This is a genomic window from Mobilicoccus sp., from assembly GCF_032060985.1.
Taxonomy (GTDB): Bacteria; Actinomycetota; Actinomycetes; order Actinomycetales; family Dermatophilaceae; genus Mobilicoccus.
Genome location: NZ_DAMBGD010000001.1, coordinates 76,620 through 100,666, shown reverse-complemented (window position 1 = coordinate 100,666; position 24,047 = coordinate 76,620). Strand labels below are relative to the sequence as shown.

The 24,047-nt window shown below is 73.0% G+C and carries 19 protein-coding genes; 5 read left to right on the top strand and 14 right to left on the bottom strand.

Translation table 11 applies throughout. The features are described from left to right. Positions 1-108: 108 nt before the first annotated feature. From RT054_RS00395 to ligA, 3 genes are read right to left on the bottom strand one after another with little or no spacing between them, the layout of a single operon-like run. Positions 109-2,046, bottom strand: a complete 1,938-nt coding sequence (locus RT054_RS00395; protein ID WP_313021501.1) for an alpha/beta hydrolase — start codon at positions 2,044-2,046, stop codon at positions 109-111. Next, a complete protein-coding gene (locus RT054_RS00390; protein ID WP_313021499.1) occupies positions 2,043-2,360 on the bottom strand; it encodes a hypothetical protein in 318 nt (105 codons plus the stop codon). Before RT054_RS00390 ends, RT054_RS00395 begins: the two co-directional genes overlap by 4 nt. A gap of 3 nt (positions 2,361-2,363) precedes the next feature. Beyond that, positions 2,364-4,817: an NAD-dependent DNA ligase LigA gene (gene ligA, locus RT054_RS00385; RefSeq protein ID WP_313021498.1), complete on the bottom strand. Its 2,454-nt coding sequence runs from the start codon at positions 4,815-4,817 to the stop codon at positions 2,364-2,366. 182 nt (positions 4,818-4,999) lie between these two features. Between ligA and RT054_RS00380 the strand changes: the two genes are divergently transcribed. Continuing rightward, positions 5,000-5,512, top strand: coding sequence for a VTT domain-containing protein (locus RT054_RS00380; protein WP_313021497.1), 513 nt, complete (start codon positions 5,000-5,002; stop codon positions 5,510-5,512). A 106-nt stretch (positions 5,513-5,618) separates the two neighbouring features. On the opposite strand, the gene RT054_RS00375 is transcribed toward RT054_RS00380, so the two are convergent. After that, positions 5,619-6,842 carry an APC family permease gene (locus RT054_RS00375; RefSeq protein ID WP_313021496.1) on the bottom strand — a complete coding sequence of 408 codons (1,224 nt, stop codon included), beginning with the start codon at positions 6,840-6,842 and terminating at the stop codon, positions 5,619-5,621. Positions 6,843-7,209: 367 nt separating this feature from the next. Here RT054_RS00375 and RT054_RS00370 point away from each other — a divergent pair, with 367 nt between their 5' ends. Continuing rightward, the gene (locus tag RT054_RS00370; RefSeq protein ID WP_313021495.1) at positions 7,210-8,877 is read left to right on the top strand and encodes an ABC-F family ATP-binding cassette domain-containing protein; all 1,668 of its coding nucleotides are present in this window, start codon (positions 7,210-7,212) and stop codon (positions 8,875-8,877) included. Positions 8,878-8,982: 105 nt separating this feature from the next. Here RT054_RS00370 and RT054_RS00365 read toward each other — a convergent pair whose 3' ends face one another. Together RT054_RS00365 and RT054_RS00360 are read right to left on the bottom strand one after the other, a co-directional pair. Continuing rightward, positions 8,983-9,621 carry a response regulator transcription factor gene (locus tag RT054_RS00365; protein WP_312720414.1) on the bottom strand — a complete coding sequence of 213 codons (639 nt, stop codon included), beginning with the start codon at positions 9,619-9,621 and terminating at the stop codon, positions 8,983-8,985. Then, on the bottom strand, positions 9,618-11,066 hold the full coding sequence (locus RT054_RS00360; RefSeq protein WP_313021494.1) for a sensor histidine kinase: 1,449 nt from the start codon (positions 11,064-11,066) through the stop codon (positions 9,618-9,620). The genes RT054_RS00365 and RT054_RS00360 overlap by 4 nt, the downstream gene beginning before the upstream one ends. A 107-nt stretch (positions 11,067-11,173) precedes the next feature. On the opposite strand from RT054_RS00360, the gene RT054_RS00355 reads away from it, so the two are divergent. Beyond that, positions 11,174-12,433: an acyltransferase gene (locus tag RT054_RS00355; protein ID WP_312720419.1), complete on the top strand. Its 1,260-nt coding sequence runs from the start codon at positions 11,174-11,176 to the stop codon at positions 12,431-12,433. Between the two features lie 4 nt (positions 12,434-12,437). Then, positions 12,438-13,097 carry a GNAT family N-acetyltransferase gene (locus tag RT054_RS00350; RefSeq protein WP_312720420.1) on the top strand — a complete coding sequence of 220 codons (660 nt, stop codon included), beginning with the start codon at positions 12,438-12,440 and terminating at the stop codon, positions 13,095-13,097. Here the strand turns inward: RT054_RS00350 and RT054_RS00345 are convergent. The 8 genes from RT054_RS00345 to RT054_RS00310 all read right to left on the bottom strand — a co-directional run bounded on the left by RT054_RS00345 (position 12,983) and on the right by RT054_RS00310 (position 21,514). Beyond that, positions 12,983-14,092 carry a PfkB family carbohydrate kinase gene (locus tag RT054_RS00345; RefSeq protein WP_312720421.1) on the bottom strand — a complete coding sequence of 370 codons (1,110 nt, stop codon included), beginning with the start codon at positions 14,090-14,092 and terminating at the stop codon, positions 12,983-12,985. The two genes, RT054_RS00350 and RT054_RS00345, sit on opposite strands and share 115 nt — an antisense overlap. A gap of 43 nt (positions 14,093-14,135) precedes the next feature. Further along, positions 14,136-15,179, bottom strand: a complete 1,044-nt coding sequence (locus RT054_RS00340) for a methionine synthase (RefSeq protein ID WP_312720423.1) — start codon at positions 15,177-15,179, stop codon at positions 14,136-14,138. 123 nt (positions 15,180-15,302) lie between these two features. Continuing rightward, positions 15,303-16,430, bottom strand: coding sequence for a tRNA 2-thiouridine(34) synthase MnmA (mnmA, locus tag RT054_RS00335; protein WP_313021491.1), 1,128 nt, complete (start codon positions 16,428-16,430; stop codon positions 15,303-15,305). Continuing rightward, positions 16,430-17,647 carry a cysteine desulfurase family protein gene (locus RT054_RS00330; RefSeq protein ID WP_312721655.1) on the bottom strand — a complete coding sequence of 406 codons (1,218 nt, stop codon included), beginning with the start codon at positions 17,645-17,647 and terminating at the stop codon, positions 16,430-16,432. Before RT054_RS00330 ends, mnmA begins: the two co-directional genes overlap by 1 nt. A 344-nt stretch (positions 17,648-17,991) precedes the next feature. Further along, on the bottom strand, positions 17,992-18,585 hold the full coding sequence (locus RT054_RS00325) for a LysE/ArgO family amino acid transporter (RefSeq protein ID WP_313021488.1): 594 nt from the start codon (positions 18,583-18,585) through the stop codon (positions 17,992-17,994). A gap of 202 nt (positions 18,586-18,787) precedes the next feature. Beyond that, a complete protein-coding gene (locus RT054_RS00320) occupies positions 18,788-19,744 on the bottom strand; it encodes an electron transfer flavoprotein subunit alpha/FixB family protein (protein ID WP_312721651.1) in 957 nt (318 codons plus the stop codon). Positions 19,745-19,775: 31 nt separating this feature from the next. Continuing rightward, positions 19,776-20,558, bottom strand: coding sequence for an electron transfer flavoprotein subunit beta/FixA family protein (locus tag RT054_RS00315; protein WP_312721649.1), 783 nt, complete (start codon positions 20,556-20,558; stop codon positions 19,776-19,778). A 491-nt stretch (positions 20,559-21,049) separates the two neighbouring features. Then, positions 21,050-21,514 (bottom strand): hypothetical protein, encoded by a 465-nt coding sequence (locus RT054_RS00310; RefSeq protein ID WP_312721647.1) that lies wholly within the window; start codon positions 21,512-21,514, stop codon positions 21,050-21,052. A gap of 392 nt (positions 21,515-21,906) precedes the next feature. On the opposite strand from RT054_RS00310, the gene glgX reads away from it, so the two are divergent. Next, positions 21,907-24,039: a glycogen debranching protein GlgX gene (gene glgX, locus RT054_RS00305; protein ID WP_313021486.1), complete on the top strand. Its 2,133-nt coding sequence runs from the start codon at positions 21,907-21,909 to the stop codon at positions 24,037-24,039. Positions 24,040-24,047 lie beyond the last annotated feature (8 nt).

Sequence of the window (24,047 nt, the reverse complement as noted above, 5' to 3'; positions counted from 1 at the left end):
GTTCCGTGGTCGCCGGCGTGCCCACCCCCGTCGTGAGTACCCCCGAGCCTGCGGTCGTGTCAGCCCTGCCCTCTCGGCGGCTCCGGGAAGGGCACCGAGGTCGCGCGGTCAGGACCTCGCACGCCCCGACCGCCGACGGGACGGCATGAGCCCCGCGGGCGGGGTGATCTCGCGGGGGTCGCGGCCCTGGACGATCGCGACGATGCGGCGGAACGACGTCGTTCCCGGCTCGACGCAGTCGGCATGACCACGCGGACCGAGGAGGACGTCGCCTGTGCGTCGGTCCTCCCGATCGGTCTCCCAGACCCCCGTGTCGAGGTCGATGATGCCAGGGAGGGTCATCGGGTCGGCGCCGAGGATCCGCTCCCCCACCCATTCGCCGGCGGTGCGGGCGGGGGCGAACGGCAGCGAGGCGGCCGAGGCCAGCGCCGTGTCTCCCTTGCGCCACAACCGGATGAGGTCGCCCGGCGCGGTGAGCGCGTAGCGGGTGACGTGCCGGGCGCGACCGAGGGCATCACGATCGGGGTAGTCGGCCACCGACCGGATGCCCGGCCCGATCCCCGGCACCCCGGCGTGGACGACCCGGTCGACGCGCAGGCCGAGCGCTTCGGCGGCGCCGACGATCGTGCCGCCGTAGGAGTGTCCGATGACGGTGATCGGCACGCCGCTCGGCACGTCCAGCCCCTCGACGCAGTTCCGTAGCGGTGCGGCGGCCGCCCGAGCGAAACGACCGAGCGGCGCCTGGGTTCCGATCGCGGACGGGAAGGCGGCCCCCATCCACGTGACCACGGCGGTGCGACCGCTCGGGTCGGCGGCGAAGAGCGACCGGACGATGTTCGTCGGCCACCCGAACTGCCGGACGGTCGTGCCCGTACCGCCGACGTAGACGGCGACCTGCGCCGTCTTCTCGTCGATCGCCCCCCACAGCTCGACGACGCGTCCGTCGGGGTGGAACTCCACGACCTGCCGGTGAGCGCGACGACCGCGACCCTGGTCGACGCGGTCGTGGAGGAGACGCTGGGTGAGCTGGACGAGGGCCCGGTGCTCGGCGCGCAGTGCGGTGGCCCGGTCGGCGTCGACCGTCGCGATCGCGGTGACGGCCTCGTTGCCGAGCCAGGCGTCGAGCACCGACCCCTGCACACTGCGCCACGGCGACGACGCGTCGCGCCGACGTTCGTCGGCGATCTCGTCGGCGAACCCGACGTCACGGGCCCGCATGCGTCGAAGGTCGGCCCGCATGACCCACCGGTTGGCCTCCATCCGGGCCGAGAGGGGGGCGCCGTCGAGAGACCCGACGACCCGTGGGTGGAGCAGCGCGCTCCGGCGCACCTCCTGTTCGCCCGCCGAGGCACACAGCTCGCGGACGCGGGCGACCTCGAGGACCGACGTGTCGCCGTGCTGCGTTCGGGACGACGCCCGGACCCCGACGAGCCACGGGGGCTCGGTGGAGTCGGCCGGGTCGGTGAGCGCGGCGAGGAGATCGGGGTCCCGCGCGAGGAGCCGGGCGAGCTGCTCCGGCGCCGCGTCGGCGAGCGCCGCACGGAGGCTCGCGCCCGACGTCCCGGGCGCGGGCGGGCCGCTGGTCGTTCCCAGGACCGGCTCCGCCGCCCACGCCGTGCCGGCGAGCAGGTCGGAGAGCGCGGGAAGGGCGCGGGTCGCCTCGGTGATCGTGTCGCGGCAGCGGGCATCGGCGTGGGCGAGGACGTCGGTGCAGGCGCGGATCTCACGCAGTGCGGTGGGACGGGTGCGCAGGAGGCGTCGTAACCGCGTGCCCTGATCGTCCAGCGCGATGGAGAGCCCGAGGACGGCGGCGCGGACGGTGACGATCGCCGTGAGCAGCCGCTCGGCGGCCTCGGCGTCGACACCGACCCGGCCGAGCACGGCCTCGACCCGGGGGAGGTGGTCGTCGAGCTGACGGACCGTGTGCCGAAGCGTGTCACCGTCGACGAGCATCCACGGGTGGACGAACGGCCGCCAGAGCGTCGAGGCCGTCACCGACACGGCCGCGCGGGCCGACTCCGACAGATCCTTGGCGCGACGTGTCACGACTCCCCCTCGGCGTCGACGACGGTGGCGAGATCCCCCAGGAGGAGATCGACGGCGATCGAGAAGTCGTACGCCACGTCGGCCGTCGTCGACCCGGGCAGCCGATCCGCCGCGAACTGCACCGCAGCCGGGACACCCCACCCACCGGCGAGGTCGTCGAGCTCACGGCCGGCCTCCGCGCGCCTCTCCGCCGACAAGCTCGTCTCCGTGCCGCTCGTCTCCGTGCCGCTCATCCCCGTGCCGCCCGTCTGCCCGCTGTCCGACACCGACCGGCGCGCCGCCAGCCGGCCCTCCGCGTCCGCGCCCTCGCTCACCGTTCACTCATCTCTCGGTCCCGCCGTCCCGTCCGTCCTGGCGCCGCTCTCGGCGTCGTCGTCGCTCGCGTCGTCGTCGCTCGCGTCGTCGTCGCTCGCGCCCTCGCTGCTCGCGCCGTCGTCGCCACCGGCGACCGCGTCCCCGCCCAGGCCGACGGCGGCGAGACCGCCCGCGAGGAGCCGGACGAATCCGTCCTCGTCGAGGACCGGCACACCGAGCTGTTCCGCCTTGTCGGCCTTGGAGCCGGCGTTCTCACCGACGACGACCGCGTCGGTCTTCCTGCTCACCGATCCCGACGCCTTGCCGCCGCGGGCGAGGATGGCCTCCTTGGCCTCGTCGCGCGAGAACCGTTCGAGCGAACCGGTGACGACGACGGTGACGCCCTCGAGGGTGCGTGCGATCGAGACGTCCCGCTCGTCGGCCATGCGCACCCCCGCGGCCTCCCAGCGATCGACGATGCCGCGATGCCAGTCGACGTCGAACCACTCGCGTACCGACTCGGCGATCGTGGGCCCGACGCCCTCCACCGCCGCGAGTTCCTCGGTGGACGCGGCCCGGATCGCCGCCATCGTGCCGAAGTGCCCCGCGAGCGCCCGCGCCGCCGTGGGGCCGACGTGCCGGATCGACAACGCGACGAGCACCCGCCACAGCGGCTGCGCCTTGGCCTTGTCGAGGTTCTCGACGAGCTTGTGTCCGTTGGCCGAGAGCACACGACCCTCGATCATCCCGGGCGCCGGGACCGAACCCGGGTCGGCCGCCTCCTTCTTCTGGGCCAGTCGGGTGTAGAGCGGCACGCGGGCGATGTCGTCGGCGGTGAGGTCGAACAGCCCGCTCTCGTCGTCGATCGCTCCGGAGTCGAGGAGCGCCGAGACGCCCTCCCAGCCGAGGGCCTCGATGTCGAACGCCCCGCGGGCGGCCAGGCCGAAGAGGCGCTCACGCAGCTGCGAGGGGCAGGAGCGGGCGTTGGGACAGCGAATGTCCTTGTCGCCCTCCTTCTGCGGGGCGAGTTCGGTGCCGCACGAGGGGCAGTGGGTCGGCATGACGAACGGACGCTCGGTGCCGTCGCGGAGGTCGACGACGGGCGCAAGGATCTCGGGGATGACGTCCCCCGCCTTGCGGAGCACGACGGTGTCACCGATGAGCACCCCTTTGCGGGCCACCTCATGGGCGTTGTGCAGTGTCGCCATCTCGACGGTCGATCCGGCGACGAGGACCGGCTCCATGACGCCGTAGGGGGTGACGCGACCGGTCCGCCCGACGTTGACCCGGATGTCGAGGAGCGTGGTGGTGACCTCTTCGGGCGGGTACTTGTAGGCGATGGCCCAGCGCGGCGCGCGCGAGGTGCTGCCCAGGCGCCGCTGGACCGCGACCTCGTCGACCTTGATCACGCAGCCGTCGAGCTCGTGCACGAGGTCGTGCCGATGCTCGCCGAAATGCGCGACGCGGCCGAGGATGCCGTCGAGATCGTCGACGACGCGGTTCTCCTGCGAGACGGGCAGTCCCCAGCCGCGGAGGATCTCGTACGCCTGCGACTGACGGGTGATGTCGAACCCGATGCGCGCGCCGAGGCCGTGGACGATGACCGCGAGCGGTCGGGAGGCCGTGTCGGCCGGGTCCTTCTGCCGCAGCGACCCCGCGGCACAGTTGCGCGGGTTGGCGAAGGGCGGCAGACCGGCCTCGACACGGGAGGCGTTGAACTCCTCGAATCGGGCCACGGGGAAGTACACCTCACCCCGGATCTCGACGAGCTCCGGGATGGGCACGGTGTCGGTGGCCTCGTCATGGGCGTCGCGCGGCTGTTCGAGCCGGTGCGGGACGCCGTCGATGGTGCGCACGTTGGCCGTGACGTCCTCGCCGGTGCGTCCGTCGCCGCGGGTGAGCGCCCGTGTGAGGACTCCGTTCTCGTAGAGGAGGTTGACGGCGAGCCCGTCGATCTTGGGTTCGGTGAGGAAGTGCAGCTCCACCCCGGCCAGGCCGTCGACGAGACGCGTGTACCACTCGCGGAGCTCCTCCTCCGAGAACACGTTGTCGAGACTGAGCATGCGCTCCCGATGGTCGACCGGCGTGAACGTCGCGACTCGTCCCGGCCCGGACCCCCCGACGTCCCCACCGTCCGCCCTCGTGCCGGGGTCACCGACGGCTCCCACGTCGAACCCGCCGACCGTCTGGGTGGGGCTCTCGGGCACGCGCAACGACGGGTGCTCGGCCTCCAGGGCCTCCAGCTCGCGCAGGAGCGCGTCGTACTCGCCGTCGCTGATCGTGGGCGCGTCCTTGGCGTAGTAGGCGAACTGATGCTCGCGCAGACGCGTGGCGAGGTCCTCCCACCGGCGGCGGGCGTCCTCCGGGGCGGGAGAGGCAGGCGCCCCCGGGTCGCCGGTCGAGTCGGCGGTCGAGTCGGCATCGGTGCTGCTCGCCCTGCGGCCGGAGGGGGGGAGATCGGGGCTGTCGTCGGTCACGCGACCCATGGTGCCGCAGCCCGCCGACAACCCTTCGCTCCACGCGTGTCCTCGGACCCGACCAGGGTCTGCGCGCCCTGCGCCGGCCCTCCGGACACCGGGGCGGCACCGTCAGGAGCAGGTCAGGAGCACGCCGTACCCTTGCTCACCGGGGCGTTCGCACGCGGCGCGAAGGAGGCGGGATGACGGAGCTGTTCGAGGGATGGCCGATCCAGCTCGTCTTCGTCGCGTTGTTCGTCATCGCCATGCTGCGGGGCCAGCTCGTGTACTGGCTCGCCCGCTCGCTCACCTCGGCGAGTCTGCGCGGTGCCCGCACGGGCCGCCGGGCTCGGCTGGCGGCCTGGCTCGACGACTCCGGGGTCGATCACGGCGCCCGGTTGCTGCGGCGCCTCGGCCTCGTCGCCGTCCCGCTCTGCTACGTGACGGTGGGACTGCAGAGCGCCGTCATGGCCGCGGCCGGGGCGCTGCGTATCGAGGCGTGGAAGTACACCCTCGCGACGATCCCCGGCTCCCTCGCGTGGGCCGCGATCTACGCGACGATCGGATGGGCGTTGTGGGAGGCCGCGCTCCTCGCGGTCGCCGGATCCCCCTGGGGCATCGCGGCGCTCACCCTGATCGTCGCGCTCACGGCCGGCACGGTGTGGTGGCGACGCCGCACGACCCGGGTGGGGCTTCCCGACGGTCGCGCCGCCTGAGCACCCGGCGTTCCTCCTCGCCCTCAGCCGGGCGCGACCTCACCGACGCACCCCCCGTGTACGCGACCCGACCGCCCTGCCGCCTCCCGCCCACCGCCACGCGTCCTCACCCTCGGCGACGTGCGACGAACACGAGCGCGCCGAGCGCCACGACGATCGCACCGCCGATCACCGAGGCAGCCGGCAGCCCGACGGCGAGGACGAGGCACCCGATGAGCCCGGTGACCGGGATCCACGCGGCCGGGCGCCCCTGCTCGGGGTTCAGGGTGAACGCCGAGGCGTTCGCGATCGCGTAGTAGAGCAGGACGCCGAAGGAGGAGAACCCGATCGCGCCCCGCAGGTCGACCGTGAGGACGAGCGCGACCACGAGTACGCCGACGGCGACCTCCGCGACCCACGGCACGCCCCGGGACTCCGACACGGTCGTGAGGGCACCGGGGAGGTGCCCGTCCCGCGCCATCGCGAGTGAGGTGCGTGACACCCCGAGGACGAGCGCGAGGAGCGACCCGGTCGCGGCGAGGACCGCCCCGACCTGCACGACGGCGGGCAGCCATCCCGGTGCCACGCTGCGGGCCACGTCGAGGAGCGGCGCGGTCGAGGCGGAGAGGCCACCGGCACCGAGGACATGGAGCGCACTCGCCGCCACGAGGGCGTAGACGACGAACGCGATGGCGAGAGCGATCGGGACCGCTCGCGGGATGGTGCGCGCGGGGTCGCGGACCTCCTCACCGAGGGTGGCGATGCGGGCGTACCCGGCGAAGGCGAAGAACACGAGCCCGGCGCCCTGGATCACGCCGAGCGCCCCCGCCTGGGCCGCAGCGACGGGGGCTTGGTCGGCCGGGAGGACCCAGGCCGAGAACACGAGCACCGTGAGGACGAGGACGACGACCGTGACGATCACGCGGGTCAGGGCCACCGACTTCTGCACCCCGAGGCAGTTGAGCGCGACGAGGGCGACGACCGTCGCGACGGCGACCGGCACCTCGCGACCGGGCCACGCGTAGGCGCCCACCGTCATCGCCATCGCCGCGCACGACGCCGTCTTGCCGACGACGAACGACCACCCGGCGAGGTAGCCCCAGAACGGCGACAGTTGCCGCGTGGCATAGAGGTACGTCCCCCCCGAGGACGGATGGACCGCGGCGAGCCGCGCCGTCGAGGTCGCGTTGCAGTAGGCGACGACGGTCGCGACGGCGAGCGCGAGGAGCAGCCACGGTCCGGCGGCGTGGGCCGCGGGACCGAGGGCGGAGAAGATCCCCGCGCCGATCATCGAGCCGAGGCCGATGACGACGGCGTCGCGGGTGCCGAGGGTACGGCGAAGGGAGTTCACGAGGTGGGTCCTCCAGGGGGCGAGGTCGGGGCGAGGTGGGGGCGAAGGCCCACTCAACCCGCAACCCCCGACCTCCGGGCGAACGAGAGGTGAACGGCGGCCCCTCGCCGCGCACTCGGCGCCGTCGACGTGGGTTCATGCCCACCGGTGAGCGGTTCCCTGTGCCTCATCCGGAGGTGAGGCTCCCCAGACCCCGACCATGCTCCTCACGGTGGAGGAGCACAGGCGGAGGATCGCGCACCACGCTCGGCGACGAGCCCCTGTGCGCGTCTCTCCCAGCCGGGGTCTCCGGCCTCGGGTCTCCCGCCCCGGGCCGGAGCCGAGAATGAGGTCGCCTCCCTCTCGGACCGTCGGGGAGGATGGCCCGGTGAGTGCGACGATCCACGCCCGCGGCCTTGCGGCCGGTCACGGCGACCGCCTGCTGTTCTCCGGTCTCGAGCTCGTCGTCGCGCCGGGTGACGTCGTCGGGGTCGTGGGTCCCAACGGGGCGGGTAAGTCGACGCTGCTGCGGATCCTCGCGGGGCAGCGGCCACCGGAAGCCGGCACCGTCACGCTGAGCCCCGCGGACGCCCACGTCGGATATCTCACCCAGGAGCCCGACGCGCGGCCCGGCGAGACGATCCACGCGGCTCTGGCCCGACGCACCGGGGTGGCGGAGGCGGCGGCCGTCATGGACGCGACGGCCCACGACCTCGGTCGCCCCGAGGCCGGCGACGCCGAGAACGACGCCTACGCCCACGCGTTGGAGTCCTGGCTCGCGCTCGGCGGCGCCGACCTCGAGGAACGCCTCGACCTCGTCGCCGAGGACCTCGGTCTCGAGGTGGATCTGGACCGCACGGTCGACTCCCTCTCCGGCGGCCAGGCCGCCCGGGTGGGGCTCGCCGCGCTGCTGCTGTCGCGCTACGACGCCTACCTGCTCGACGAGCCGACGAACGACCTCGACGCCGAAGGTCTGGACCGCCTGGAGGAGTTAGTCGACCGGCTCACCGCGCCCGTCGTCCTCGTGAGTCATGACCGCGAATTCCTCTCGCGCGCGACGACGTCCATCGTCGAGATCGACAGATCCCTCCAGCAGGTGACGACCTACGGGGGCGGGTACGACGCCTACCTGGAGGAGCGGTCGATCCGGCGTCGGCACGCTCGGGAGGCCTATGAGGACTATGCCCAACGCCGATCCGAGTTGGAGGCGCGTGCCCGGATGCAGCGGGCGTGGATGGACAAGGGCACGAAGGCCGCCGCCCGCGCGGGCCGCGCCGGTCGGGGCAGGGAGAAGGACAAGTTCATCCGCCACCACGCGAGGGCGACGAGCGAGAAGCAGGCGGCCAAGGCGCGGCAGACCGACGCCATGATCGAACGGATGGAGGTCGTCGAGGAACCCCGCAAGGAGTGGGTCCTGCAGTTCACGATCGCGAGCGCGCCACGATCGGGGGACGTCGTCGCCGTCGCCCGCGAGGCGGTGCTCCGGCGGGGCGGATTCGTGCTCGGCCCCGTGGACGCGGAGCTGCACTACGGCGACCGGGTCGCCGTCACCGGGCCCAACGGCTCGGGCAAGTCGACGCTCCTCGCGCTGCTGCTCGGCCGCCTCGCCCCGGACTCCGGCACGGTGATCGGCGGCTCCCGGGTCGTCGTCGGGGAGATCGACCAGGCCCGGGAGGCGTTCGAGGGCGCGGAGTCGCTCGGCCGTCGCTTCGCCCTCGAGATGCCCGACTGGCCGGACGCCGACGTGCGCACGCTGCTCGCGAAGTTCGGGCTCAAGGCCGACCACGTGCACCGGCCGGTGGAGTCCCTCTCCCCCGGTGAACGCACCCGCGCCGCGCTCGCGCTGCTGCAGGCCCGCGGCGTCAACCTCCTCGTCCTCGACGAGCCGACCAACCACCTCGACCTGCCCGCGATCGAACAGCTCGAGGAGGCCCTCGACGCCTTCGAGGGCACCCTCGTGCTCGTCACCCACGACCGTCGGATGCTCGAATCCGTCCGTCTCACCCGCCGCTGGCACGTCGAGGACGGCACCCTCGTCGAGATCGACGCCGACTGATCCGGGGTGAGGTGCCGCGGGCCGGCGCATGATCCTCCGGAGCGCCGACGGCGGTGACCCGTGACCCGCGGCCCGCGACGGCCCGTGCGAGCGAGGTGCAAGGCCTCAGAGGATCCCCCGCTCGTACCCGACCCGAACGGCCGCGGCGCGGTCGCCGACACCGAGTTTGGCGTAGAGCCGGAGCAGGTGCGTCTTCACCGTCGCCTCGCTGACGAAGAGGCGGTCCGCCGCCGCGCGATTGGTGCCACCGGCCGCGACGACGCGGAGGACCTCCACCTCCCGCGGGGTGAGGAGCGGTGTCGGGTCGGACCGGTGGGCGAGGACGGCCAGAGCCTCCGCCGCGAGCACCGGGCGCCCGGCGGCGACGTCCCGGACGCCGCGCACGAGATCGTCGCGCCGCGCGTCCTTGAGCATGAATCCGTCCGCACCGGCCTCCAGGGCGCCGCGAACGTCGCGGTCCGTGTCGTAGGTCGTGAGCACGAGCACGCGCGGCGTCGTTCCCTGCGCGCGGAGCTCACGGATCGCCTCGACCCCGTCGCCTCCCGGCATCCGCAGGTCCATGAGCACGACATGGACCCCGGTGAGCCCGAGGTTCCGCACGACCGCGACCGCCTCCGGGCCGCTCGACGCCTCCCCCACGACCTCGACGTCGGGCACGAGGTCGAACATCCCCCGCAGCCCGTCGCGCACCACCGGGTGGTCGTCGACGATGACGAGTCGCACCGCCCCGTGTCCGTCCGTCACGGTGCCACCCCCGGTCGGGCGGGGACGTGATCGTCGACGGAACCCTCGTCGGTCGTGGCGCGCTCGGCGACGGCGGCACGGGTGGAGCCGTCACGGGTGGAGTCGTCCCGGGTGCCGACGTGGCAGGTCACATCGTCACTGCTCGGGGGAAGCAGCGGAACGGCGACGGACAGGGCGCAGCCGTCGCCCGGCCCCGTCTCGACGTCCCAGGTACCGCCGACCTCGGCGACGCGACGGCGCATGCCGGCGAGTCCGTGCCCGGCGGTCCCGTGCCCGGCAGCGACCTGTGCCGCGGAGGCGTGGCCGGTGACGTGACCGTCGGGTGCGTGGCCGGTGCCGACGTGACCGGCCTGTTCGCGGTGGGGGAGGAGACGCCTGACGTCGAACCCCGCCCCGTCGTCGCGGACATCGACTCGGAGGCCGTCCCGAGACGCGGCGCCGTAGGTGAGGGTGACGACGACACGCGAGGCGCCGGAGTGCCGTTCGACGTTGGCGAGGGACTCCTGGACGACGCGCAGTACGACCTGATCGTGCGCGCCGGGCTCGGCGGTGCCGTCGACGACGAGCCGGCCGGTGATGCCGCATCGGGCCGACCACGTCGTGAGGAGACGATCGAGGGCGGTCGGCAGGTCGTCCTCGTCGAGCCGCGGCGAGGCGAGCGCGGCGACGGCGCGCCGGGCCTCGGCGAGGGCATCGCGGGCGGACTCCCCCGCCCGGTCGATGCGCCACCGCCAGTCCGCCGGGGGCGCGGTGGGGTCGATCGCCGCCAACTGCCGCACGATCCCGACGAGCCCCTGCGCCACGGTGTCGTGGATCTCCCGTGACAGGCGGGCCCGTTCGTCGAGTACCCCGGCCGCTCTCGCCTCCTCGGCGAGTCTCGCCTGGAGCGAGGCGTTCTCCCGCTCGGCTGCGAGCAGCCGCTCCGTGGTCGCGAGGCGCTCCGCGTCCCGGCGCTCCCGCGCGCGTTCGGCACCGGCCATCGTGAGGGCGATGACGACGTTGACGGCGACGAACACGGCGTAGACCGGCCAGGTCGCCCACCGTCCGACCAGCCCTGCGATCTGGGAGAACGCGACGACCGGCGCCATGGCGCACGTGCCGATCCAGCGGCCGACCCCCGGCAGGACGCGCGCCGCGTCGACGTATCCGATGAAGGCGTAGACGCCGTAGAGGGGGTGCAGCGCCACCAGGCCCAGGCAGATCGGCACATGCCCGGCGAACAGCAGTCCGGGGATCCACCCGCCGGCATGGGCGGCCCGCTCGAAGGCGACTCGATAGACGAGGAGCCCGACCGCGACCACGGCGTACCACCAGGGAGCCGCGTGCGGACCGAGCGCCGGCGTCGACGCGCAGATGAGCGAGGCGACGGTCGCGAGCGCCGCGCCGAGGGCCCCCTCGGGCGTGACGAACGCCGCCTGCATCCTCGCGCGGATCGGGGTCTCCATGGACCCAGTGTCCCCGCGCCGGAGCGCCGGTCCGTCCACCGATCGGTGGACGCACCTGCGGCCGATCGTCCGATGTGGGCCGCCCGGGCGCTTCATAACGTCGAAGGATGAGGATCGAGGGGACCCACGTCGACATGTCCGGCCGCGACCGGGGCAGCCGGGTGTCGAGCGACACGCCTCCGACCCGGCGGCTCCACGGCCTCGACGCCCTGCGGGCCTCGGCGCTCCTGCTCGGGATCCTCCTGCACGGCCTCATGCCGTTCGAACCGGCGATGGGGTGGATGGTCGTCGACACCCGCCCGGCCACGTGGGCGATGCCGACGATCGCGATCATCCACCTGTTCCGGATGGCCCTGTTCATGCTTCTGGCGGGGTACTTCGCGCGGATCGTCGTGGGCCGCCGGGGGATGCGGCGTTACCTGCGTGAACGCACCCTGCGGATCGCAGCGCCGGTCTTCGCGTTCTGGCCGGTGGCCGTGCTCCCGCTGGGGCTCGTCGCGGCCTGGTGGCACGAGGCCCACGGCCTGCCACTGCCTCGGCACGGCGGCGACGGCCCGTCGGCCGCCTTCAGCCCCGGACACCTGTGGTTCCTATGGACGCTCTACCAGTGCTGTCTGCTGCTCGCCCTCACGCGATGGGTGGCGCACCGATGGATGCCGGAGGCCACCGCTGCCCTCCTCGGCCGGGTGGGCACGCTGCTGCGCGGCCCGGGGGCCGTGGGCGTCCTCGCCCTGCCGTACCTGGGGTCGTTGCTCTGGCAGGCCCACCACTACTTCGGCGTGGACGAACCCCGGACGCTCCTACCCGACGCGGCCGTCCTCCTCGCCTACCTGCCGGCCGTCGGCGCGGGGTGGGTACTCGCCCGCGAGTCGGGATCGCTCGAGGACGTCGCGCGCCGCTGGCCGGCGCATCTGTGCGCGGCGGGAGTCGGGTCGGTCGCCGTCGTCCTGCTCTCGAACCTCGTGGAGACCGTGACCCCGACACCCGCCCTGCACGTGGCCTGCGCGGTCGTCTCCGCCCTCACCGCGTGGTGCTGGGTCTACGGGCTCCTCGGCCTCTGCGTCGCCCGTCTGCGCAGCGAACGGGGCTGGGTGCGATACCTCGCCGACGCCTCGTACTGGATGTACCTCATGCACCTGCCGATCGTCGTCGCGGTCGGCGGCCTGCTCACCCATCTCGACCAGCCGCCGGCGTTCAAACTGCTCGTCACCCTCACGACGGCGACGGCGATCCTGCTGCTCACGTACGACGCGTTCGTGCGCTCCACGTGGATCGGCGGGTGGCTCAACGGTCACCGGTGGCCGCGGGCGCTGGTCGTTCGCCGACCTCGACCGCGATCGAGGGGCCACCGCCCCGTCGTACCGTGACGGGATGTCCCTCTTCGCCGCGTTCGACCCCGAGGACCACGGCGAGGAGGCCCCCGCCGTCGTCCGGCCCGCCGGTCCCACGGACCTCGACGCCTGCGCAGCGATCACCGCGCAGCGGGAGGGCGGCACGACCTCCACGTGGCGTGGGGTCCTGGAGCGGAGATGGGCGAGGCCGGACCAGCTCGTGCTCGTCGCCGAGTGCGACGGCGAGGTGGCCGCCTACGCCTCGGCCACCCACCTCACACCGACGTCCGAGGGTGGCCGTGGCGCCCCCGACGGGTGGTATCTCACGGGCGTGCTCGTCGCTCCCCACCATCGACGCCGCGGCCTGGGGCGCCGACTCACGCTCGCGCGGATCGCGCTGCTCCGCGACCGTGCCGACCGGGTGTGGTACGTCGCCTCCTCCCACAACGAGGCGTCCCTCCTCTCCACGCCGAGTTGGGATTCCGCGAGGTCGCCCGTGGTGTCTCGATCCCCGGCATCACCTTCACGGGCGGCACCGGGGTGCTGTCCGTCCTCGACCGTGCCCGGGAGCGGGACGACGCGCGGTCAGGCGTCGGAGAGCCGGGCGATGGTGGCGGCGGCACGGCGGACGGTATGGACCGAGGAGTCCGGGACGATGCCGTCGAGGAAGGCGTACCGGCGCCGGACCGAGGCCTCGTAGGCGGTGCGCGGTGGGGTCGCGCGTACGGCGTGCCACCAGTCGGCGATGTCACCCCAGCCGGGGGCGGCGAGCGAGCCGCCGACATGCTGCACCGCGAGTGAGGAGCACAGCGCGGCGAACGCCAACCGATCCGCGAGAGGCCACGACGCGAGGGTGCCGAGGGCCATCGCGGCACCGAACACGTCCCCCGCCCCGGTCGGGTCGACGGCGCGGACCCGCGGAGTCGGCACCGAGGCCTCCTCGCCGGTCGCCGAGTCGATCCCGAGGGCGCCGTACGGCCCGTTGGTGACGACCGCGAGCGGCACGTGATCGGCGAGGGCGTAGAGCGCGTCCTGCGGGGTGTCGGTGCGCGTATACGCCATCGCCTCACCGGCGTTCGGCATGAACGCGTGACAGTTCGTCAGCTCCCGCAGGATGTCCTGTGACCACTCCCCCGTCGGGTCCCAGCCGACGTCGGCGAACAGGAGCGCCCCGTCGTCGCGGGCCATCTCCACCCACGTCGGGTCGTCGAGGCACCCGGGCGGCTGGGACTCCGCGAGGTCGAGCAGGACGGCCCGCGCCCGCGGTGGCCGGCCGATCATCGTCGTCGGGCATTCGGGGGCGTCGTGGCCGTGGGTCACCATGTTGCGATCCCCGTCCACGGCGATCGACACGGTCACCGGGGAATGCCACTCCGGGTAGCGGCGCGACGCCCGCAGGTCGATGCCCTCCTCCGAGAGGGTGCGGTGGCAGAACTCCCCGTAGTCGTCATCGCCGAACGCGGCGCCGAGAGAGGTCCGCATCCCGAGGCGTGCCGTCGCCACCGCGAGGTTCGCCACGCCGCCCGGACAGCTCCCCATGCCGTCCGCCCAGATCTCACGACCGTCGTGCGGCATCTCGTCCAACCCCGAGAACACGATGTCGAGGAACACCATCCCCTGGAGGAAGACGTCGAACTCCGGGGCGTCGGGTTCGTCCCGCAGCGAGGCGAGCGGATCGAAGTCCTGGTTGGCCATGCGGCTCCTCCTGTTCGTCGGTCCTGCCCATCGTGCCCGGTGGTCAATCGGATTCGGCGACCCGCCAGTGCAGTTCGCGCGCCGCGTCGAGGAGCACCCGGTGGGTGTCGACGGCCTCGGCGGGTGTGACGCCCGCCAGTCCGCAGGTCGGCGTGAGGACGACGGTGTCGAGCAGCGCCACGTCGAGGCCGAGATCCCGCCAGCGGCGCACGAGCGGGTCGATCAGCAGATGGTGGGCGCCCTCGCCGCCCTCGGCCCGTCGCGCGACCGCCGGGCCGACGTCGAGACCGGCCCACAGGCCGACGCCGTCCTCGACCGTCGCGGCGACCGATTCCCACCCGCGGTCGCTCAGCAGGGTGACGTCGAGGGACACCGCGTCGACCCCGGCCTGGCGCAGGATGGGGAGCGGGGGCCGCGCCGCGCAGCAGTGCGCGACCACCTGGGCGGCACCGGCGCGACGCACGTGCGTGACGAGGTCGCCGAGGACCCGGCGCGCCTCCTCGGGGTCGACCGCCCGCACACGGCCGTAACCCGAGGACGTCCGCAACTCGCCGCTGAGGGCGGCGGGCAGCGACGGTTCGTCGAGCTGCACGAGGAGTGTCGCGGCGGGGAGGAGCGTGGCGACGTCGGTGAGCAGGCCCGCGATCCCCTCGGCGAGGGACTGGGCGACGTCGCGGCGAGCCCCCTCGTCGCCGGCGACGCGCTCCCCGCGTGCCAGGCGCAGGTGGGCCGCGAGGGTCCACGGCCCGGTGATCGAGACGGCGAACGGACCGTCGTAGCCGTCGAAGGCCTCGGCGAGGTCGTCGAGGTCGGCGCGGAGAAGGTGACGGGCGCGCTCGAGGTCGCGGCCGGGGCGGTCCACGAGACGCCACCCCGAGGGCTGGAGGTCGACGGGCATCTCCGGCATGAGCGCGGCGGCACGGCCGATCATGTCGGCGCCCGGACCGCGGGCCGGCAGCTCGGGCAGGTAGGGCAGCCCGAACCGCGTCCCGTCGGACTCGACCTCCCCCAGCAGGTCGCGCACCCATCGCAGGGTGGTCCGCATGTCCTCCCCCGGCCAGGAGCCGATACCCGTCGCCGTGCTCACGCGTGCGCCCTCTTCTCGTCGTCCGTTGCCGCGAGGATATCCGCGCCCCCTCCCACACCCCGCCTCCGCCGCGATCGGGGGGCGCGGGGAAGGTCGGGTGGGGACGGGGTCCGCGAGACCGGCTCAGCGGGTGGTCGAGGCGGTGGGGGCGTGGCGCTGGGCGAAGGTGCGGCTGATCGTGGCGGAGCCGACGACGCGGGTGCCGTCGTACAGCACGACGGACTGACCGGCCGCGACCCCCCGCTCCCGCTTCTCCAGCCGGACGACGACCTCCCCGTCCGCCGTCGCCTCGGCGGTGGCGGGCAACTCCCGCCCATGGGCCCGGACCTGCGCCCCGACCGCGACGACGCCCGTCGGCGCCGGTCCACACCAGCGGGCGTGCTCGCCGACGATGACGTCGATGCCGAGGAGTTCCTCCGGCCCGACGACGACGCGGTTGGTGGCGACATCGGTCTCGACGACGTAGCGGGGGCGCCCGTCGGCAGCCGGACGCCGCAGCGCGAGGCCCTTGCGCTGACCGACCGTGTACCCGTAGGCACCGCGGTGCTCGCCGACGACCTCGCCGTCGGTGTCGACGATCTCCCCCGGGCGTTCACCGAGACGCTGCGCGAGCCAGCCGCGGGTGTCGCCGTCGGCGATGAAGCAGATGTCGTAGCTGTCGGGCTTCTTGGCCACGGCGAAGCCGCGCGCGGCGGCCTCCTCGCGGATCTGCGGCTTGGTGGAGTCGCCGAGGGGGAAGAACGCCGCGGCGAGCTGAGCCTCGTCCATGACCCCGAGCACGTAGGACTGGTCCTTGGCCGCGTCGACCGCCCGGTGCAGCTCACGCCGCCCGGTGGTGTTGCCGGGCTCGCCGGGGTCGACGATGCGCGCGTAGTGACCGGTGGCGACCGCGTCGAACCCGAGGGCCAGGGCCTTGTCGGCCAGGGCCGAGAACTTGATCCGCTCGTTGCACCGCAGGCACGGGTTGGGGGTGCGTCCGGCGGCGTACTCGGCGACGAAGTCCTCGACGACGTCGCGGCGGAAGTCGTCGGCGAGATCCCAGACGTAGAAGGGGATGCCGAGCCGGTCGGCGACGCGGCGGGCGTCGCCGGCGTCCTCGATCGTGCAGCAGCCGCGTGCCGACTCGCGCAGGGTGGCGGCGCTCGTGGAGAGCGCGAGGTGGACCCCGACGACCTCGTGACCGGCGTCGAGCATGCGGGCGGCGGCGACCGCCGAGTCGACCCCTCCGCTCATCGCGGCGACGACCCGCATCAGCCCGCCCGCCGTGCCTGCCCGGCCCGCCAGGCGCGCTGAGCTCGTTCGACGCACTCGCCGATGACCTCGAGGACCCCGTCGACATCGGCCTGCGTGGAGGTGTGGCCGAGGGTGAGTCGCACGGCGCCGGAGGCCTGCTCGTCGGTGTACCCGAGCGCGAGGAGCACGTGACTCGGCCGCGGTACCCCGGCATGGCAGGCCGACCCCGTCGAGCAGGCGATCCCGGCGGCGTCGAGGAGGAACAGCAGGGAGTCACCCTCACACTCGGGGACGAGGAGGTGCGCGTTGGTGGGGCTGCGGAGGGTGGTGTCTCCCGGCGTCCAGGCGCCGCTGACCTGCGCACCCGGCACCCGATCGAGGATGCCTGCGAGCAGGGCGTCGCGAAGGACGACCAGACGTGCGCTCTCACTTTCCTGCTCGGCGACCGCGAGAGCGATCGCCGAGGCGAGCCCGGCGACGAGATGAGTGGCGAGCGTGCCGCTGCGGATGCGCCGCTCCTGACCGCCTCCGTACGAGGTGGCCTCGATGGGGGCATCGCGCCGCGCGAGCAGGAGGCCGATGCCCGAGGGGCCTCCGAGCTTGTGGCCGGTGACCGTCATGAGGTCGACACCCGACTCGCGGAAGTCGAGTGGCACGTGCCCGGCGGCCTGGACCGCGTCGGTGTGGAACGGGACACCGTGCTCGTGGGCGAGCGCCGCGAGGGCGGGGATGTCCTGGACGACGCCGATCTCGTTGTTGACCCACATCACCGTGGCGAGGGCGGCGGTCCGTGGCCCGCCCCCGGCGTGGAGTGCCGCGGTGAAGGACTCGGGCGTGATGCGTCCGTCGGCACCGCACTCGATCCACGTGATCTCGGCATCCTCGTGGGTGAGCAGGTACTCGGCGGCGTCGAGGACGGCGGAGTGTTCGAGGACACTGACGAGTACCCGGGTGCGGGCCGGGTCCTCACGGTGCCGACGCCGGTAGGTGCCGATCACCGCGAGGTTGTCGGACTCCGTGCCCCCGGAGGTGAGGACCACCTCCGAGGCCGTGGCACCGAGCGCCTCGGCGATCGTCTCGCGGTGCTCCTCCAGACGCGTGCGGGCGGCGCGCCCCGGGCCGTGGAGCGACGAGGGGTTGCCGAGCCGACCGAGCTCGTCGGCCATCGCGGCCGCCGCCTCGGGGCGGACGGCCGTGGTCGCCCCGTGGTCGAGGTAGATGGGTGCGCGCGTCACGCCGGTGATTCTACGATCCGTGCCCGACAGCCCTTGCGGGCCGCCGAGCCGCCGAGCGTCTGTGCGACCGCGCGACCGCGCCAGGGCCCGCCATCACCCGCAGGACCGCCCGGCACGGTACCCGTGGCGCAACTCACGTCCACGAAGAGACACAAATCGCCCCCTTCCGTTGCGCAACCGGCACGTCCGAGCGCCCGCTTACGGTACTTTTCAACCATCGCCCGGAGGCGGGTTCGATCCCCCTCCGCAGCCCCTGATCCACTGAGCCCCGACGATGACCCCCGACTCCGTCGGGGCTCAGTGCTGTCCGCCTCCTGGCCTGGCCGAACACCCCGCGAACGAACTCACCCGAGCACGAGAAGAGCCGCGATCGCGAGCATCGTCAGCCCGACGAGGACGTCGATCACCTGCCAGGTCCGAGGGTGCGACAACAGCGGCGCGAGGGCCCTGGCCCCCAGGCCCAGCCCGGTGAACCAGACACCGCTCGCCGTCACCGCGCCGAGGGCGAACAGCCATCGACCCTGCGGCCCGTACTGGTTGGCCACCGACCCCAGCATGAGCACCGTGTCGAGGTACACGTGCGGATTGAGCCAGGTCAGCGCAACGGCTGTGAGGGCGACCGAGCCGGCCGCTCGCGGCTCGCCCGCGTGCAGAGCGCCCGAGGACCGCGCCGACCACAGACTGCGGAGTCCGAACCAGACGAGGTACGCCGCCCCGACCCACGTGAGGAGGTCGATGATGCGCGGGTGCAGTCCGGCGACGACGCCGACCCCGGCGACGCCGGAGGCGATGAGGACGACGTCGCTGAGCGCGCAGATCGCGATGACGACGCCCACGTGCTCGCGGCGCAGGCCCTGCCGGAGGACGTAGGCGTTCTGCGCTCCGATCGCGACGATGAGGGCGGCACCGGTGAGGAACCCAAGGAGGATGACGGTCACGCGCCGACGCTAGGACCGCGGGCGGCATTCAGTCCATCGCATGTTCCTGGAGCAGCCTCAGGGATCCTTCACCAGCGGCGAGCGCGACCTGCGTGTCGACGGCCTGGCAGGCATCCCCCTCCGACCGGCCCTCACACGCGAACGCGGCGCCCGCCCGTCCCCGGGGACGAGGGGCGCCGCGTTCGCGGACGTGACGGCCGAGTCAGCCCTTGGCGGCCTTGACCGCCTCGGTGGCCTGCGGGAGGACCGTGAAGAGATCGCCCACGACACCGAAGTCGACGAGCTCGAAGATCGGCGCCTCCTCGTCCTTGTTGATGGCGACGATCGTCTTGGAGGTCTGCATGCCGGCGCGGTGCTGGATGGCGCCGGAGATGCCGCACGCGACGTACAGCTGCGGGGAGACCTGCTTACCGGTCTGACCCACCTGGCTCGTGTGCGGGTACCAGCCGGCGTCGACGGCGGCGCGGGAGGCGCCGACGGCGGCACCCAGGGTGTCGGCGAACGTCTCGACGGGGCTGAAGTCGCCGCCGGTGCCGCGGCCACCGGAGACGACGATGGCCGCCTCGGTGAGCTCGGGGCGCCCGCTCTGCTGCTTCTCGCGACGCTCGGTGATGCGCGCGGCCTTGGCGACGTCGGAGATCTGCACGTCGACGACCTCGTCGGCCGCCGCACCCGAGGCCTGCTCGGGGGCGCACGAGTTGGGCTTGACCGTGATGATCGGCGTCCCGCGGGTGATGGTGGACTCGACGGTCCAGCCGCCGGCGAAGACGGACTGGGTGGTCTCGACACCCTCGCCGCCGGCGCGGACGTCGACGGCATCGGTGACGAGGCCGCTGTCGAGCTTGATGGCAAGACGCGCCGCGATCTCCTTGCCGTGGGGGGCGCTGGAGACGAGGACCGCCGCCGGGGAGGCCTTCTCGACGAGCTGGGCGAGGATCTCGGCGACGGGCGCGACGAGGTACTCGCTCACGTCGGCGGACTCGATGCGGTAGACCTTCTCCGCGCCGTAGCCGGACAGGTAGTCCTTGGCGGCGTCGAAACCGTCGCCGATGAACACCGCGGAGGGCTCGCCGACGCGGCGGGCGAGGGTGAGCAGCTCGGCGGTCGTCTTGCGAACGTCACCGTCGACGTGGTCGACCAGGACGAGAACTTCGGACATGTGGGTGACTCCTTCTACCGGTCGAGGCTGCTCAGACGAACTTCTGCATGGCGAGGAACTGAGCGAGCACGGCGCCGCCGTTGCCGTCGTCGGAGACGATGAGGCCCTGCTGGCGCGGGGGACGCTTGGCCGTGGAGAGCACCTTGGTCCAGGCGTTCTCGAGGCCGACCTGCGAGGGGTCGACGCCGAGGTCGGACAGCGACCACGTCTCCACGGGCTTCTTCTTGGCCGCCATGATGCCCTTGAACGAGGGGTAGCGCGGCTCGTTGATCTGGTCGGTGACCGACACGACGGCCGGCAGCGAGGACGCGATGATCTCGGTGGCGACGTCCCCGTCGCGGCGGATCGTGAGGCCGTCGCCCTCGAGGGTGAGTTCGGAGGCGAAGGTCACCTGGGGCAGGCCCAGACGCTCGGCGAGCATGGCCGCGACGACCGACATCGTGCCGTCGGTCGAGGCCATACCGGTGAGGACGAGGTCGACCTGGCCGAGCTTCTTGACGGCCTCGGCGAGGACGAGCGAGGTCGCCCCGGCGTCGGAGCCGGCGAGCGCGTCGTCGCAGATGTGGACGCCCTTGTCGGCGCCCATCTGGAGGGACTTCTTGACGGCCTCGGCCGCGCCGGTCGGGCCCATCGTGAGGACGGTGACCTCGGCCTCGCCGGCTTCCTTGATCTTCAGGGCCTCTTCGACCGCGTACTCGTCGAGCTCGGACAGCAGGCCGTCGACGCCTTCACGGTCGACGGTGTTGTCGGAATCGTCGAACGTGCGGTCCGCTTGCGCGTCGGGCACGTACTTGACGCAGACGACGATGTTCATGTGGCGCCCTCTCCTTCGGGTGGTGCTGGTCTCGTGGGCGCGTACCCGCGCCCGTCCCCCGCCGCCGGTCGCGGCACCGGGTGGCGCGTTGGACCCGCAGGCGTCGAGGGACTCCGGCCCGACTCTACGGAACGCCGCGCGCCGCCCCAAGACCGACCCAGCGTGTCGGTTGCCACACGGGCAGGTCCGCACGGGTGGGCATGGTCGCGGCGTGAGCGGGTAGTCGGGCGCCGCGAGGCGACCGGCACGACCCGTCGTGCACCCACCCACGGACCGGCACGAATCCGCGCGCGCCCGCAGGAACCCGCACGAACCCGCATGGACGAACCTCGCCCCTCACCGCACGACCCGCACGACCCGCACGACCCGCACGACCCCGGAGGATGCCGACGACCCCGACGACGCGCGAAGGGGCCGGACCGCGGTGTGCGGTCCGGCCCCTTCGCCTCACCCGGCCGCGTGCATCGTCACGATGCGCCGGGCGTGGGGCGTCAGGCCTGCGGGCCCTCGTCGCCGAAGACGTCCTGGCCCAGCATCATCTGGTGCCAGAACTGAACGGCGGTGAGGACGAGCTGCGTGCTGATCTGCAGCAGGCTGCGGACGTCGGCGTCGGGGCCGACGATGTGCTCGGCGGTGCAGACGAGCGTGCCGTTGTTGATGCCCACCTTGACGATGTTGAGGCGCAGCGAGAGGTCGTTGGCGTTGGTGAGGCGCAGCATCTCGTCGGCGGGGAGATCCTCACCGATCTGCCACTGGCCGAAGACGCGCATCACGGGCACCTCGCCCTCGGCGCAGTGCACGAAGAGCTGCTGACCCTCGACCTTGAAGCTGACGTCGCCGTCGCCGTCGATGTCGGGGCGGAAACCCTCGTCCTGGAGGGCGTCGAGCACCCGGCCACGCAGAGGCGCGTCACCGGCGGGCGGAGGGAAGTTGGGCAGAGAAGTCGGGTCGGTCATGTCTCAACGGTAGCGAGAAAACTCCGATTCTCCGACCGGTCGCGGTGTTCGGCCCGGGTGTGGCCGCGACGATCGGCCGTCTCGTCGCGGACTCACGGGGGCGAGGCCGTCCGGGCGCGGGCCTGGCGGGCACACGGCACGGAGGCGTGGCGTCACGCACCCTGTCCCGAGCGCGCCGTCGGCTGAACCGGACCAGCGCCTGCGCTCCCGACGCGGGGTCCGTGCTCACGACCACCCGTCTGTGCTCCTGCGGTACGGGGAGCACGGGTGGAGTTCTCGAGCCCACGGGCAGACCGACAGGAGCGGGACCCACGTCTCGCGAGCACCGGTGTCGCGCCGAGCGATCGCGTGCGGGCTCCTCGACGGAGGCGGCCGCACCGTACCCTTCGTTCATGCGTCCCCATCTCGATGTCGCCCCGTCCCTCGGCGCCACACCGGAGCCCGGGGGGACGACGTTCGCCCTGTTCGCCGCCCACGCCGACGCCGTGGACCTCTGCCTGTTCGACGAGGCGGACGGAGGCCCCGAGACCGAGCGACGGGTCCGCATGACCGACCGTGTGCACCACGTGTGGTCGGTGTTCGTCCCCGGCGTCGGCCCGGGTCAGCGGTACGGCTATCGCGTGCACGGACCCTGGCGACCCGCGGCGGGGCTCCGGCACAACCCGGCCAAACTCCTCCTCGACCCGTACGGCGCGGCGATCGACGGCGCCCCCCGCTGGAGCCCCGAGCTGTTCGCCCACGAGGTCGACGCCTCGTTCGACGGCAGCCCCGACGTGCGCGACGAGCGCGACGACGCCGCGGTGATGCCGCGCTCGGTCGTCGTCTCCCCCGACCTGCCGCGCCCTCGGCCCGTCACCCGGGTGCCGTGGACCGACACGGTGATCTACGAGGCGCACGTGCGCGGGGCCACCCTGCAGCACCCCGGCATCCCCGAGGAGCTGCGCGGCACGTACGCGGGCCTCGGCCATCCGGCGTTCGTCGACCATCTGCGCAGCCTCGGGGTGACGACCCTCGAGCTCATGCCCGTCCATGCCTTCATGGACGAGCGGCACCTCGCCCAGCGGGGGATGCGCAACTACTGGGGCTACAACACCCTCTCGTTCTTCGCCCCCCACCCGGCCTACGCGGTGGCCGACGACCCCCAGGCCGTCGTGGCCGAGTTCCGCACGATGGTCGACACCCTCCACGCGAGCGGCATCGAGGTCGTCCTCGACGTCGTCTACAACCACACCTGCGAGCAGGGCAGCCAGGGACCCACGTTGTGCTGGCGGGGCATCGACGCCGCCTCCTACTACCGCCTCGACGGGTGGGGACACAACGTGGACGTCACCGGCTGCGGCAACACCCTCGACCTCCGCAACCCGTACGTGTGCGGGATGGTGCTCGACTCGCTGCGGTACTGGGCGAGCGAGTGCGGCGTCGACGGCTACCGCTACGACCTCGGGGTGGCGCTCGCCCGCGGCCCGCAGGACGAGTTCAACCCCGACCACGCGTTCTTCGTCGCGTTGCGCACCGACCCCGTGTTGCGGGGGCTCAAACACATCGCCGAGCCGTGGGACGTCGGGATGCACGGGTGGCGCACGGGGCAGTTCCCGCCGCCGTTCGCCGAGTGGAACGACCGGTTCCGGGACACCGTGCGCACGTTCTGGCTCCCCGACGTGGCGACGAGCTCGGCGAACGGGCACGGGGTACGCGAACTCGCGACCCGCCTCACGGGCAGCCAGGACCTCTTCCACGCCGGTGACCGCGGCCCCTCCGCCTCGATCAACTACGTCGCCTCCCACGACGGATACACCCTCGCCGACACGACGGCCTACGAGCGCAAGCACAACGAACCCAACGGCGAGCACAACCGCGACGGCCACGGCGACAACCGCTCCTGGAACCACGGGGCCGAAGGGCTCACGGACGACGTCGAGGTCCTCGCGCGCCGACGCCGGTCCGTCCGCAACCTGCTGGCGACGACGATCCTCGCGACCGGAACGCCGATGCTCTGCGCCGGGGACGAGTTCGGACGCACCCAGCGCGGCAACAACAACGCGTACTGCCAGGACAACGACACGAGTTGGCTCGACTGGGAACACGGCACCTCCCAACGCGACCTCCTCGACTCGACGCGGTTCCTCCTGCACCTCCGCCGGGAGTACCGGGTCTTCCGTCAGCACGCGTTCTTCCAGGCCGCGCCGCGGTGGGGCGACGACGCGATCGACGTGCTCTGGTACGGCCGCCACGGCGAGGAGATGACGGCCGCCGCCTGGGAGGACCCCCGCTGCCGGGTGCTGCAGATCCTTCTCGTCGGCGACGACGTCGACGCCTCCTCGATCCTGCTCGTGTTCCAGGGCAAGTCGACCCGGGAGGAGGTCACGCTGCCGCCCCTCACGGGTGAGCACACCGGTTACACCCTCCTGTGGGACAGCGCGTGGGAGCGTCCCGACACTCCGCCCGAGGGGACCCGGACGACGTATGCCGCGGACGAGCGGGTGCGGCTGAAGGCCGCGTCGATGTGGGTACTGCAGGTCGACTGAGGGATCGG

Coding starts and splice junctions, on each gene's coding strand:
- glgX (WP_313021486.1), top strand. CDS start 21,907: ATGCGTCCCCATCTCGATGTCGCCCCGTCCCTCGGCGCCACACCGGAG.
- RT054_RS00310 (WP_312721647.1), bottom strand. CDS start 21,514: ATGACCGACCCGACTTCTCTGCCCAACTTCCCTCCGCCCGCCGGTGAC.
- mnmA (WP_313021491.1), bottom strand. CDS start 16,430: ATGCGGGTCGTCGCCGCGATGAGCGGAGGGGTCGACTCGGCGGTCGCC.
- RT054_RS00380 (WP_313021497.1), top strand. CDS start 5,000: ATGACGGAGCTGTTCGAGGGATGGCCGATCCAGCTCGTCTTCGTCGCG.
- RT054_RS00345 (WP_312720421.1), bottom strand. CDS start 14,092: ATGGCCAACCAGGACTTCGATCCGCTCGCCTCGCTGCGGGACGAACCC.
- RT054_RS00315 (WP_312721649.1), bottom strand. CDS start 20,558: ATGAACATCGTCGTCTGCGTCAAGTACGTGCCCGACGCGCAAGCGGAC.
- RT054_RS00355 (WP_312720419.1), top strand. CDS start 11,174: ATGAGGATCGAGGGGACCCACGTCGACATGTCCGGCCGCGACCGGGGC.
- RT054_RS00320 (WP_312721651.1), bottom strand. CDS start 19,744: ATGTCCGAAGTTCTCGTCCTGGTCGACCACGTCGACGGTGACGTTCGC.
- RT054_RS00350 (WP_312720420.1), top strand. CDS start 12,438: ATGTCCCTCTTCGCCGCGTTCGACCCCGAGGACCACGGCGAGGAGGCC.
- RT054_RS00360 (WP_313021494.1), bottom strand. CDS start 11,066: ATGGAGACCCCGATCCGCGCGAGGATGCAGGCGGCGTTCGTCACGCCC.